Here is a 12,125-nt window from a genome sequence, read left to right as displayed (position 1 = left end):
GCCCAATGGCTTTCGAACGTCTGGAACTGATCAGTGCGCACGCTGCCTTCGGCGGCGAGCAGCGCTTCTACCACCACACCTCCAGCGAGATCGGCCTGCCGATGCGCTTTGGCCTGTACCTGCCGCCCCAGGCCCTGGCCGGGCAGACCGTGCCGCTGCTGACCTGGCTGGCCGGCCTGACCTGCACCGAGGAGACCTTCGCGATCAAGGCCGGTGCCCAGCGGGTGGCGGCCGAGCTGGGCCTGGCCCTGCTCACTCCGGACACCAGCCCGCGTGGCGCCGGCGTGAACGGCGAGGCCGACCACTGGGACTTCGGCGTGGGTGCCGGCTTCTACCTGGATGCCACCCAGGCGCCCTGGTCCGGGCACTGGTGCATGGAGAGCTACCTGCTCAAGGAGTTGCTGCCCGAGGTTCGGGCGGCCTTCGGCCTGGCCACCGACCGCCAGGGTCTGTTCGGCCACAGCATGGGCGGGCACGGGGCGCTGACCCTGGCGCTGCGCCACCCGGGCGTGTTCACCAGCGTCTCGGCCTTCGCGCCCATCTGCGCGCCCAGCCGCTGCCCTTGGGGGCACAAGGCCTTCACCGGCTACTTCGGGCAGGACGAAAGCACCTGGGCGGCCCACGATGCCAGCGCCCTGATGGCCGCGCTGGCCCAGGCGCCCTATCCGGCGGGCATCCTGGTCGACCAGGGCCTGGCCGACAAATTCCTGGCCGATGGACAGCTGCTGCCCGAGGCCTTCGAAGCGGCCTGCGCCGCCGTGGGCCAGCCCCTGACCCTGCGCCGACAGCCCGGGTATGACCACGGCTACTACTTCGTGGCCAGCTTCATCGAGGACCACCTGCGCCACCACGCCGCCCGGCTGCGCGGCTGAGCCGGCCCGACAGGGCTTTCGAAGACTTGACGCCGCTCAAGACGCGGCGGGACGGGGCGCGCTACGCTCCGACACCTTTTCTTGCAAGTCTATGGGCCCTTCGATGAACGCTGCTGTCACCCCGGTGGATACCTCCCATGTCGACGCTGGGCTGGCCGGTCTGCTTTCGCGCAGCGGGCTCAAGCCGCTGCGGGTGGCCGGCCGCTGGCTGCTGCCCATCGTGCAGGGCGGCATGGGCGTGGGCGTCAGTGCCCACCGCCTGGCCGGCAGCGTGGCTGCCGAGGGCGGTGTGGGCACCATCAGCTCGGTGGATTTGCGCCGTCACCATCCGGACCTGATGGCGGCCACCGAGGGCCTGCATGCCCGTCCCGGCATGGACGAGGACTCCAAGGTCCGCATCAATGCCGCCAACGTCGAGGCCCTGCAGCGCGAGATCCGCTCTGCGCGGGAACTGGCGGCCGGCAAGGGCCTGATCGCGGTGAACGTGATGCGCGCCATCAGCGACTACGCCGCCCATGTGAAGACCTCGCTGGAAAGCGGTGCCGACATGGTGGTGGTGGGCGCCGGCCTGCCGCTGGACCTGCCCGATCTGGCCGCCGAGCACCCCAACGCGCTGATCGTGCCCATCCTGTCCGATTCGCGCGGCGTGGCCCTGATCGTCAAGAAGTGGGAGCGCAAGAAGCGCCTGCCCGACGCCATCGTCATCGAACACCCGCGTCTGGCTGCCGGTCACCTGGGAGCGGCCAAGATCGCCGACCTGGACGACACCCGTTTCGACTTCGAGCGCGTGCTGCCCGAGGTGCGGGACTTCCTGCGCAAGGCCGGCATCGAGAAGGAGATCCCCCTGATCGCTGCCGGCGGCATCCGAACCCATGCCGACATCGCCCGCGTGCAGGCCCTGGGGGCCGATGCCGCCCAGTTGGGCACGGCCTTCGCGGTGACCGAGGAATGCGATGCCTCGCCCGAATTCAAGCGGGTGCTGGCCGAGGCCCGTGACGAGGACATGGTGACCTTCACCAGCGTGGCCGGCCTGCCGGCCCGCGCCGTCAAGACGCTGTGGATGAAGAGCTACCTGGCCGCCGAGCAGAAGCTGCAGGCCGTGGCCCATGCCAAGGCCCGCTGCACCAAGGCCTTCGACTGCCTGGCCCAGTGCGGCCTGCGCGACGGCTTCAAGGACTGGGGCCAGTTCTGCATCGACAACCAGTTGGCCGCGGCCCTGCGCGGTGATCTGAAGAAGGGTCTGTTTTTTCGCGGCGTGGGCGCGCTGCCGTTTGGGCAGCAGATCCGCAGCGTGCGTGAGCTGATGGAGCGCCTGCTGACCCGCGACGTCGCCCAGGCCCAGGCCGAGGCGCCGGCCCTGGCCGCTCAGCTCGCTTGAGGCCGTCCACGCTCCTTCCGGGCCATGGCAGACTGCGGGGCCCATCCGACGCAGGAGTGCGCCATGTCCGCCACCGTGTTCCATCCTCCCCGCATCGCCCTGGTGACGGGCGCCGGTCGTGGCATCGGCCGGGCCTGTGCGCTGGCGCTGATCGAGGCCGGCTGGACCGTGGTGCTGGCTGGCCGCCAGGCCGAGGCGCTGGAGTCGGTGGCCGAGGCCAGCGCCGCGCCCGAGCGGGCCTGCCCGGTGGTGGCGGACGTGCGCGATGAAGCCTCGGTCAAGGCCCTGTTTGCCATCCTCCAGGGCCGCTTCGGCCGGTTGGACTTCCTCTTCAACAACGCCGGTATCTTCACCGCGGGCATGCCGCTGGAGGACCTGCCCCTGGCCGACTGGCAGGCGGCGCTGGACGTCAATCTGACCGGCGCCTTCCTCTGCACCCGCGAGGCCTTCCGGCTGATGAAGGCCCAGACGCCGCGCGGCGGGCGCATCCTGAACAACGGCTCGATCTCGGCCCATGCGCCGCGGCCGAACTCGGTGGCCTACACGGCCACCAAGCATGCGATGACCGGGCTGACCCGTTCGGCGGCGCTCGACGGCCGGGCCTTCGACATCGCGGTGGGCCAGATCGACATCGGCAATGCCGCCACCGACATGACCACGACGATGGCCAGCGGCATGCTGCAGGCCGACGGCCAGGTGCGTGCCGAGGCCCGCATGGATGTGCAGCAGGTGGCCGACATGGTGGTGCACATTGCCGGCCTGCCGCTGTCGGCCAATGTGCTGTTCACCACCGTGATGGCCACGGCCATGCCCTTTGTGGGCCGGGGCTGATCAGGCCTTCAGGGCGTCCAGCCCCGCGGCCACCTGGGCCACGTCATAGGCGGTGATCTCGAAGGCCGCCACGCCGGCCGTGGCGTAGGGGTCGCGGGCCACGAAGGCCTCGACCGCGGCCAGGCTGTCCGCGCGCATCATCACCAGGCCGCCGCTGCGGTCCTGGCGCCGGGCGGTCATCAGGATGCCGGCGGCCTCGGGGGCCTCGCGCAGGTAGGCGCGGTGGGCCTCCAACTGCTGTTCCACCTCGGCCAGCGGACGGGTGTAGCGGATCTGGATCAGGTACATGGTTCGGGCTCCTGCCTCAGGCCCCGGCCGCCAGGGCGGCATCGGGCTCGGGCGCCAGATCGCGCCAGGGCTGACGGGCCAGCTGCCACAGCAGCCCGGCGGTCAGCGCGGGCACGAGGTAGAGCAGGACGTGGCCCAGGGCCTGCACCGGGGCGGGGGTGTCGTCCAGGAACTTGCGCAGCAGCAGCAGGGCGGTCAGGGCCGAGAACCCCATGGCCGTCCTGGCCAGCGTGGGATGCGCCTTCAGCAGCACCGCCCCACCGGCCAGCAGCACCACCGCGCTGCCGACGAAAACCAGCGAGAACAGCACGCCGGCAATCGGTTGGGCCGGGCCCAGCAGCGATTCCTCAAAGTGCACGGGCAGCCAGACCAGGCACATCAGCGCCAGGCCCAGGGCCAGCTTGCGGGCACGCTGAGGGGCCAGACTGTCGGTGAAGCCCTCGGGATCCCCGGGGCGGCGGCGGGTGAAGGGCAGCAGCAGCAGGTAGGTCAGGCCGAAGAAGCCGTCGATCAACATGGTCTTCGGATAGCCCCAGGACTCGATGCCGATGCCCTGCCAGATTGAGCTGTAGGAAATGGCCAGGTTGGCCATGGCCATGTAGGCGGTGAACTGGGTGGCCGCCACGGCTGGGTTGGTCACGTCCATGAAGATGGCGTTGGCCGTGCTGTACATCATGCCGTTGAACAGGGAGTAGCTGAGGGTGGCGACCCAGAAGGCCACCACCAGAAAGCCCAGTGCCGCGTTGTGCAGACCGGTCTTGTTGGCGTCGGCGGTGATCCAGCCTTCGCGCTGCAGGATGAAGGACAGCACCAGCACCGGCACGCTCATCAGCAGGATGTAGACGTTGAGCGCCTTGCGGCGGTCCACCCGGTCCGAGATGAGGCCGCCTACCACGCAGCCCGCCGCACCGATGACGGTGGACCACAGGTTCAGCCAGGCCACCTGGTCGTCCGACAGGCCGAGTTCCACGGCCAGATTGCTCTGCAGTGCCAGGCCCAGGCACATGGCCCCGGGTGGCAGCAGGGCCATGCCCAGGCCGGCGAAGGCGCCGCGCGTGCCCACGAAGGAGCGGAAGGCGTTGACCACGAAGCTCAGCATCTCGCGCAGCGCCGCGTGCACGCCCCCGCCGCGCTTGGTCTCCCAGGCCGGGTCCGGCGCTTCCTTCAAGGGCAGCACCACGAACAGCGTCACCAGCAGGATGGCGCCGCAGACGAAGTAGAAGGAGCTCTGGAAGCCGAACTGGGCCGCGACGAAGAGGGCGCCACTGCCGCCCACCGCCTGGCCCAGGCTGGCGCCGGCGAACATCATGCCGTTGGCGGTGGCGCGCTCATGCTCCTGCAGGGTGTTGACGGCCAGCGCATCGATGGCCACGTCCTGGGTCGCCGAGAAGACGTTGTGCACCAGCAGGATGACCGTGAACAGGCCCAGCTGACGCGGCAGGTCCAGCATCACGGTGGACAGCAGGGTCACGACCATCATGATCTGCATGCCCAGGATCCAGCCGCGGCGCCGCCCCAGCCGGGCCGAGGCGAACACGTCCACCACAGGGCCGTAGGCCCATTTGAAGGCCCAGGGCAGGTAGAAGGCGCCCACGAAGGCACCGATCTCGGCGGGCCCCACCCCCTGTCGGCGCAGCTGGGTGGCCACCGCTGTGGCGGCAAAACCCAGTGGGATGCCCTCGGTCAGGTACAGCAGGAAGAACGCGGTCAGGCGGCCGCGTGCGGTGGCCAGCAGATTGGGAAGACGCATCGGATGACTGCAGGATGACGCCAAAAATGGTGCGCCACTCTACCCGGTTTACCGATGCTTGCAGGCGGGCCGAGCGCCTGCGGCCTAGGGATCAGGGTCTGGGATCGGGGAACGTCCGGTTGAACCAGTCGCGCAACATCTTCTGCTCGTAGCGCAGGGGCGTGCTGTCGATCAGGGTGGTGATGTTGTCCTGGTAGCCCATGTCCTTGATCTCGGCATCGCCGGCCTGGAGATCCCGGCCCGAGGCGTCCTTGAGCTGGTAGTGCAGGTCGATGCGGGGCCAGCTCGCGGGGGTCATCACGCGCACCTCCAGACCCAGCCGGGGCGGTGGCCGCCAGTCGCCGGCCAGGTCGATGTTGCTGACCTGGATGGCCAGGGTCTGATCGGCCGGCAGGCGCTGGCCCAGACGCTTGAGTCCCTGGGCCAGGGGCTGCAGCACCTGCACGTTCACATCGCCTTCGACATGGACGTCCGTGTAGTTTTCCGGGTGAAGGAATTCCACCGTCACGGTGCCGGCATGGGCCGAGCCCAGGGCACAGAGCAGGGGCGCCGCCAGAGTGGCCCGGCGCCAGGGCAGTGAAGGCATCATGGGGAGTCTCCTGAAGCGGGGGAACGCAGCGCGTCCTCCTGGTTCAACGCCTCAGTCGCCGCGCGGCTGACAGCTTCGGCATCGGCGCCGGGCTCCTCGTCCATCCAGGAGCCCATCAGGGTGTAGGTCACGGCCAGCACCACCGGGCCGATGAAGATGCCCAGCAGGCCGAAGGCCACCAGGCCGCCGATCACGCCGGCAAAGATCAGCAGCAGCGGCAGGTCCGCACCCTTGCGGATCAACCAGGGGCGCAGCAGGTTGTCGATGGTGCCCACCACGCCGGACCACAGCAGCAGGCCGATGGCCGCGCCGGTGTGGCCGGACCACAGCAGCCAGCCGCAGCAGCTCAGCAGCACCGGCAGCGGGCCGATCTGGGCGATGGTCAGGAGGAACATGATGGTGGTCAGCACCATGGCGCCTGGCACGCCGGCCACGGCCACGCCGATGCCTCCCAGCACCGCCTGTGCGACGGCGGTGACCACCACGCCCAGCGCCACACCGCGTGCCGCGTGGGCGGCCAGGTGCACCATGCGCACGCCGCGCTCGCCGGCCAGACGGTGGGCGAAGCGGGTCACCCCGCGCGCGCCGATCTCGCCTTGCAGGTAGAGCACGCCGCAGATGGCCACCGTCAGCAGGAACTGCAGGCCCACCGCCCCCAGGGCGCCGACCTGGCGCAGGGCCGCCTTGGCCAGCGTGCCGGCATAGGGCGCCAGCTTGGCGGCCAGGGCCGCGCCGCCACCCTGGACGGTGTCACGCCAGGCCTGGGCCACCCGCTCGCCCACCATGGGCAGGGTGGCCACCCAGGCGGGTGGGTCGACCATCTGGGACGGGTCCAGCCCCTTGAGCCACTCCAGGGCCTCGTCGGCGTGGCTCACCATGGTGACGATGGCCAGGGTCAGGGGCACGAACAGGCCGAGCAGCAGCAGCAGCAGCATGGCCAGGGTGGCCAGGCCGCGGCGGTTCCCCAGGCGGCGCTGCAGCCACAGCAGGGTGGGCCAGGTGGCCACGGTGATCATGGCGGCCCAGATCAGCGGCGCCACGAAGGGTTGCATCACCCACAGGCTGCCCCCGATCAGGACCAGCAGGGTGAGCACCGACAGCAGTTGCCGGATCAGGTCCGGCGGGCGGTGGGAGGTCATGCGCGACAGAGGAGCCCAGGAGCCCGCAGTATCGGGCAGTCGGCCCGCATCGTCGGCCTCAGCCGGCGTGGCGAACGTAGATGTCGGTGTCCGGCAGCAGCCGGCGCAGGGTGTCGAAGGCCGCGTCAGCCAGCAGGGCGCCGCCGCAGCGAGGGGCCACGGCCAGGGTCAGCTCGGCCTCGCCGTCGGCCAGATGCAGGGCACGCACCAGGGACAGCGGCGGGGCGTCGGTCTCACCCAGCTGGTGCAGCGGGCCCAGGGCATGTTCCAGGGCTGCCAGCACATGCTGCACCCGGTCGCTGGGGCCGCTCAGGACCGGGGCCGCTTCCCGCGGATGCTCGCAGGCGCTGTGGCACACGGGGCCCATGCTGCTGTGGAAGCAGGCGCCGCAGCCTGCGGACGCCTCGCCGGAAAGGTCTGACTTGATGGGGATCACGGATGCCATGTCCGAGAGTGTGCGGCCGGATGGCCCGATTGGCCAGCCCGCGCGGATGTAACTTGATCACAGTCAAGCGATTGGCCCCTGACCGAGCGGGGTCTTGCAAGCTTCGTGACCAGCCCGGGCGCGATCCCGCAACTCTTTGCGCTGGGCCAACTTCTGGTGTTCCCGACGGCCGGATCGGAATGTCAAGACTGTCCGGCGCGGCCCGATTGGCGCATCATCCTCGGCTGGTTTTTTGAACAGTCCGAGACGCCACGCCCATGAGCAAAACCCGCCACGCCGCCCCCCGCCAGGTTTCCCTGTTGGACAGCCTGCCTGCGCAACCCATCAGCGAAGAGGTGCTGATCGAGAAGTACGCCAAAGGCGATGAGCGGTCTCTGGAGGAAGTGCGTGCTCGCATCGCCCGCGCGCTGGCGGCCCATGAGCCGGCCGAGCAGCGGGCCCACTGGGAGGCCCGGTTCCTGGAGGCGCAGCGCCGTGGCTTCGTGCCGGCCGGCCGCATCAACTCCGCCGCCGGCACCGACCTGACGGCCACCCTGATCAACTGTTTCGTCCAGCCGGTGGGCGACTCCATCGCCTCGGATGAAGAGGGCTTTCCGGGCATCTATACCGCGCTGACCGAGGCGGCCGAGACCATGCGCCGGGGCGGTGGCGTGGGCTACGACTTCTCCCGCATCCGGCCCAAGGGCGCCTGGGTGGGCTCTACCCAGTCCAGCGCCTCCGGCCCGGTGAGCTACATGCGGGTCTTCGACCGCTCCTGCGAGACGGTGGAATCCGCCGGCGCCCGCCGCGGCGCCCAGATGGGCGTGTTGCGCTGCGACCACCCGGACATCGAGGAATTCATCCACGCCAAGGACCAGGGCGATCTGCGCAACTTCAACATCTCGGTGGGCGTGACCGACGAGTTCATGAAGGCGGTGCAGGCGGGGGCCGACGTGGAGCTGACCCACCGTGCCGAGCCGGGCGACAAGCAGAAGAAGGCCGGGGCCTTTCAGCGTGGCGACGGCCTGTGGGTCTACCGCAAGCTGCCGGCCACGGCGCTGTGGGACCAGATCATGCGCTCCACCTATGACCACGCCGAGCCGGGCGTGCTCTTCCTGGACCGCATCAACCAGGACAACAACCTCAGCTACTGCGAATCCATCTCGGCCACCAACCCCTGCGCCGAACAGCCGCTGCCGCCCTATGGCTGCTGCTGCCTGGGCTCGATCGACCTGACGCATTTCGTGCGCCAACCCTTCGAGGCCGATGCCAGCTTCGACGAGGCTGCCTTCGTCGAGGTGGTCAAGGTGGCCACCCGCATGCTGGACAACGTGCTGGACGTGACCGTCTGGCCGCTGGAGCGCCAGCGCCAGGAGGCGGCCAACAAGCGCCGCGTCGGCCTGGGCTTCACCGGCCTGGGGGACGCCCTGGTGATGCTGGGCCTGCGCTACGACACGCCCGAGGCGCGCGACATGGCCCGCCGCATCTCCGAGGTGATGCGCGACGGCGCCTACAACGCCAGCGTGGACCTGGCGGCCGAACGCGGCGCCTTCCCGCTGTTCAACGCCGACATGTACCTGTCGCGCGGCACCTTCGCCTCGCGCCTGCCGCAGGCGGTCAAGGACCGCATCCGCACCCACGGCCTGCGCAACTCGCACCTGCTGTCCATCGCCCCGACCGGCACCATCAGCCTGGCCTTTGCCGACAACGCCTCCAACGGCATCGAGCCGGCCTTCAGCTGGACCTACACCCGCAAGAAGCGCATGCCCGATGGCAGCTTCAAGGAATACGCGGTGGAGGACCACGCCTGGCGCCTGTACCGCCACCTCAAGGGCGTCGAGGCGCCGCTGACCGAGGCCTTCGTCACCGCGCTGGAGATGAGCGCCGAGGCCCACGCCCTGATGGTGGCCGCGGTGGCCCCCTGCATCGACACCTCGATCTCCAAGACGGTCAACGTGCCGGCCGACTACCCCTATGCCGACTTCCAGGATCTGTACCTGACGGCCTGGCAGAGCGGCCTCAAGGGCCTGGCCACCTACCGGCCCAATGCGGTGCTGGGCTCGGTGCTGAGCGTGGAGCCCAGCGCCACCGCGGCCGCCCAGCCCGCACCGCTGACCACCGACGGTGCCAACCAGCGCCTGAAGCTGGAGAAGCTGCCCAAGCCGGTGCTCACTTCCATGCGCTGGCCCGGCCGGCCGGAGATGCGCGCCGGCAACCCGGCCTGGAGCTACATGATCCAGCACCCGCACGGCGACTTTGCGCTGTTTGTCGGCGAAACCCCGGCCGAGGGGCCGGATGGCGGCCTGTTTGGCAAGAACCTGCCCTTCGAGGTCTGGGTCAACGGCGCCGAGCAGCCGCGCGGCCTGGGCGCCCTGGCCAAGACGCTGTCGATGGACATGCGGGTCAACGACCCGCAGTGGCTCAAGCTCAAGCTCGATGCCCTGGCCACCGTGGCCGAGGAGCGCGCCTTCGAGATGGCCTTCCCGCCCTCGGGCGAGAAGCGCCTGTTCCCGGGCGTGGTGGCAGCCACCGCCGCCGTCATCCGCTGGCGCTGCGAAGAGCTGGGCGCACTGGAGGAGGGTGGCCCGACCCCGGTGCTGGACGCCATGTTCAGCCGCGAGGAACCCCGCACCACCACCGCCGGCACCCTGGCCTGGGCGGTGGACGTGGACAACCCCGCCACCGGCGAGGCCTTCACGCTGACGCTCAAGGAAGTGGCCCTGGCCAGCACCGAGTCGGCCTCGGGCTATGTGACCCGGCCCTGCGCGGTCGGCTTCTCGGGCAACTATCCCAAGGCGCTGGACGGCCTGGCCCGCCTGCTGTCGCTGGACATGCGGGTGATCGACCCGGCCTGGATCGGCATGAAGCTGCGCAAGCTGCTCAATGTCGGCGAGCCGCTGGGCCACTTCATGGCGCCGGTGCCGGGCGAGAAGCGCCAGCAGGTCTGGCCCAGCACCGTGGCCTATGTGGCCCGGCTGATCATCCACCGCTACGCCATGCTGGGCGTGCTGGACGACCAGGGCTTCCCGCTGCGCGAGATGGGCATCCTGCAGGCCCCGGCCGCCAAGGCCCACGCGGCCGAGACGGTGACGCCGATGGCCGGAAAGCCCTGCCCGGAATGTGGCAACAGCACCCTGATCCACAAGGACGGCTGCGACTTCTGCACCGCCTGCGGCTACGTTGGCCAGTGCGGCTGAGCGGGCGGGCCGGATAAAATCCGGCCCTTTCGTCCTGGGGAGCGCATGTCGTGCTCCGCTCCCTCTTTCATGCGCCACAACCTCAAGACACGCCTGGGCCGGTGGATCGCCCGCCTTGACATGTACCTGGTGGACCATGGTGCATTCCGGGCCCTGTACAACAACCTGCATCACCTGGGCGGGGGCATGTACCGGCTGAGCCAGCCCAGCCCGGCTCAGCTGCGACGCTATCGCAAGACCCTGGGCATCCGCACCGTGCTGAACCTGCGCGGCGAAAACCTGGGGCAGGGGTCCTACGCCCTGGAGGCCGATGCCTGCCGCCGCCTGGGCCTGAAGCTGATCAGCTTCTCCCTGGGCTCGCGGCGCATGCCGCGGGTGGATGAGGTGTTGGCCCTGCGCGACGCCTTCCAGACCATCGAGTACCCGGCCATGCTGCATTGCAAGTCGGGGGCGGACCGCGCGGGCCTGGCCTCGGCGCTGTACCGTCACTTCCATCTTGGCGACCCCATCGAGAAGCTCACCGAACTGAGCTGGCGCTATGGCCATTTCCAGTTCGGCAACACCGGCCGGCTGGACTATTTCTTCGAGGCCTACCTGGCGGCCCACCGCGCCCGGCCGATCGCCTTCCTGGACTGGGTGCAGAACGTCTACGACCCGGAAGCCTTGCAGGCCGAGTACGACCAGCGCCGCAAGTCCAAGCTGGGCACCTGGTTCGTCGACAAGGTGCTGCGCCGAGAATGAACGATTCCGTCCAGGTCTATCGTCGCCTGCTGGGCTACACCCGGCCCTACTGGCGCACCGCGGCCCTGGCCCTGCTGGCCATGGCGGCGGCCGCGGCACTGGAGCCCCTGGTGCCCACGCTGCTGCAGCACCTGGTGGACAAGGGCCTGATCGGCAAGGACCCGCAGGCCGGCTGGCGCCTGCCGCTGCTGCTGGCCCTGACCTTCGCCGCCAAGGGCCTGGTGGACTATGTGGCCAACGTGGCCAGCCAGGCGGTGGCCCAGCACGCCATGTCGGACCTGCGCCAGGAGGTCTTCCGCCATCAGACGGGGCTGCCGCTGGCCGAGCACCAGTCGCGCTCCCACGGGCGCATGCTGAGCAGCATCCTCAACGACATCCCGCTGCTCAGCCAGGCCCTGTCCTCGGCCTGGATCATCGTCATCCGCGACACCCTGATCATCATCGGCCTGACGGTCAAGCTCTTCCTGCTGGCCTGGCACCTGACCCTGCTGATCCTGCTGGTGGCGCCGGTGGTGGCCATCCTGATCCGCGTGGCCAGCCGCAAGCTGCGGGTGTCCAACGAGGCCATGCGCACCCTGGCCGGGCAACTGGCCGGCCAGCTGGAGGCGGGCCTCAGCGGCGTGAAGGAACTCAAGATCTTCGGCGCCCGCGACTACGAGTCCGGTCGCTTCAACCAGCTCAGCGAGGACCTGCGGCGCGCCAGCATGCGCGCGGTGCGGGTGCAGTCGGCCAATGTGCCGCTGGTGCAGGTGCTGGCGGCGTTGGCGGTGTCCGGGGTCATCTTCGTCGTCATGACGCTGTCCGCGCGCAACCTGCTCACCCCGGGCGAGTTCTTCGGCTTCGTCACGGCCATGTCGCTGCTGTTCGAGCCCATCCGCCGCCTCACCAACATCAACGGCACCTCCAGAGCGCCTGC

11 protein-coding genes are annotated in these 12,125 nt (G+C 69.7%); 6 read left to right on the top strand and 5 right to left on the bottom strand.

Going from position 1 to position 12,125, the window contains the following annotated elements; translation table 11 throughout:
- Nucleotides 1-5 precede the first annotated feature (5 nt).
- The 3 genes from fghA to I73_RS04890 all read left to right on the top strand — a co-directional run bounded on the left by fghA (nucleotide 6) and on the right by I73_RS04890 (nucleotide 3,081).
- Nucleotides 6-872 carry an S-formylglutathione hydrolase gene (gene fghA / locus I73_RS04900; protein WP_022979588.1) on the top strand — a complete coding sequence of 289 codons (867 nt, stop codon included), beginning with the start codon at nucleotides 6-8 and terminating at the stop codon, nucleotides 870-872.
- A gap of 103 nt (nucleotides 873-975) precedes the next feature.
- Nucleotides 976-2,250 carry a nitronate monooxygenase family protein gene (locus tag I73_RS26000; protein ID WP_022979587.1) on the top strand — a complete coding sequence of 425 codons (1,275 nt, stop codon included), beginning with the start codon at nucleotides 976-978 and terminating at the stop codon, nucleotides 2,248-2,250.
- Nucleotides 2,251-2,313: 63 nt separating this feature from the next.
- Nucleotides 2,314-3,081 (top strand): SDR family oxidoreductase, encoded by a 768-nt coding sequence (locus I73_RS04890; protein WP_022979586.1) that lies wholly within the window; start codon nucleotides 2,314-2,316, stop codon nucleotides 3,079-3,081.
- Here the strand turns inward: I73_RS04890 and I73_RS04885 are convergent, their stop codons facing one another.
- From I73_RS04885 to I73_RS25990, 5 genes are all read right to left on the bottom strand, one after another.
- Nucleotides 3,082-3,369 carry a YciI family protein gene (locus I73_RS04885; RefSeq protein WP_022979585.1) on the bottom strand — a complete coding sequence of 96 codons (288 nt, stop codon included), beginning with the start codon at nucleotides 3,367-3,369 and terminating at the stop codon, nucleotides 3,082-3,084.
- Nucleotides 3,370-3,385: 16 nt separating this feature from the next.
- A complete protein-coding gene (locus tag I73_RS30705) occupies nucleotides 3,386-5,119 on the bottom strand; it encodes an MFS transporter (RefSeq protein ID WP_022979584.1) in 1,734 nt (577 codons plus the stop codon).
- A gap of 91 nt (nucleotides 5,120-5,210) precedes the next feature.
- Nucleotides 5,211-5,708, bottom strand: a complete 498-nt coding sequence (locus tag I73_RS04875) for a DUF3016 domain-containing protein (RefSeq protein WP_022979583.1) — start codon at nucleotides 5,706-5,708, stop codon at nucleotides 5,211-5,213.
- Nucleotides 5,705-6,847 carry an AI-2E family transporter YdiK gene (ydiK, locus tag I73_RS04870; RefSeq protein ID WP_022979582.1) on the bottom strand — a complete coding sequence of 381 codons (1,143 nt, stop codon included), beginning with the start codon at nucleotides 6,845-6,847 and terminating at the stop codon, nucleotides 5,705-5,707. The genes I73_RS04875 and ydiK overlap by 4 nt, the downstream gene beginning before the upstream one ends.
- A 58-nt stretch (nucleotides 6,848-6,905) precedes the next feature.
- Nucleotides 6,906-7,292, bottom strand: coding sequence for a hypothetical protein (locus I73_RS25990; protein ID WP_148289686.1), 387 nt, complete (start codon nucleotides 7,290-7,292; stop codon nucleotides 6,906-6,908).
- Between the two features lie 257 nt (nucleotides 7,293-7,549).
- Here I73_RS25990 and I73_RS04855 point away from each other — a divergent pair, with 257 nt between their 5' ends.
- From I73_RS04855 to I73_RS04845, 3 genes are all read left to right on the top strand, one after another.
- The gene (locus I73_RS04855; RefSeq protein ID WP_022979579.1) at nucleotides 7,550-10,468 is read left to right on the top strand and encodes an adenosylcobalamin-dependent ribonucleoside-diphosphate reductase; all 2,919 of its coding nucleotides are present in this window, start codon (nucleotides 7,550-7,552) and stop codon (nucleotides 10,466-10,468) included.
- A gap of 45 nt (nucleotides 10,469-10,513) precedes the next feature.
- Nucleotides 10,514-11,209 (top strand): beta-lactamase hydrolase domain-containing protein, encoded by a 696-nt coding sequence (locus tag I73_RS04850; protein ID WP_148289685.1) that lies wholly within the window; start codon nucleotides 10,514-10,516, stop codon nucleotides 11,207-11,209.
- Nucleotides 11,206-12,125: ABC transporter transmembrane domain-containing protein (locus I73_RS04845; protein ID WP_022979577.1), on the top strand; the 920-nt coding region annotated here is incomplete at its 3' end. The genes I73_RS04850 and I73_RS04845, both read left to right, overlap by 4 nt.

It is taken from the genome of Ideonella sp. B508-1 (assembly GCF_000333615.1).
Taxonomy (GTDB): Bacteria; Pseudomonadota; Gammaproteobacteria; order Burkholderiales; family Burkholderiaceae_C; genus Ideonella.
This window is presented reverse-complemented; position numbering and strand designations above follow the sequence as displayed.

Coding starts and splice junctions, on each gene's coding strand:
- fghA (WP_022979588.1), top strand. CDS start 6: ATGGCTTTCGAACGTCTGGAACTGATCAGTGCGCACGCTGCCTTCGGC.
- I73_RS26000 (WP_022979587.1), top strand. CDS start 976: ATGAACGCTGCTGTCACCCCGGTGGATACCTCCCATGTCGACGCTGGG.
- I73_RS04890 (WP_022979586.1), top strand. CDS start 2,314: ATGTCCGCCACCGTGTTCCATCCTCCCCGCATCGCCCTGGTGACGGGC.
- I73_RS04885 (WP_022979585.1), bottom strand. CDS start 3,369: ATGTACCTGATCCAGATCCGCTACACCCGTCCGCTGGCCGAGGTGGAA.
- I73_RS30705 (WP_022979584.1), bottom strand. CDS start 5,119: ATGCGTCTTCCCAATCTGCTGGCCACCGCACGCGGCCGCCTGACCGCG.
- I73_RS04875 (WP_022979583.1), bottom strand. CDS start 5,708: ATGATGCCTTCACTGCCCTGGCGCCGGGCCACTCTGGCGGCGCCCCTG.
- ydiK (WP_022979582.1), bottom strand. CDS start 6,847: ATGACCTCCCACCGCCCGCCGGACCTGATCCGGCAACTGCTGTCGGTG.
- I73_RS25990 (WP_148289686.1), bottom strand. CDS start 7,292: ATGGCATCCGTGATCCCCATCAAGTCAGACCTTTCCGGCGAGGCGTCC.
- I73_RS04855 (WP_022979579.1), top strand. CDS start 7,550: ATGAGCAAAACCCGCCACGCCGCCCCCCGCCAGGTTTCCCTGTTGGAC.
- I73_RS04850 (WP_148289685.1), top strand. CDS start 10,514: ATGTCGTGCTCCGCTCCCTCTTTCATGCGCCACAACCTCAAGACACGC.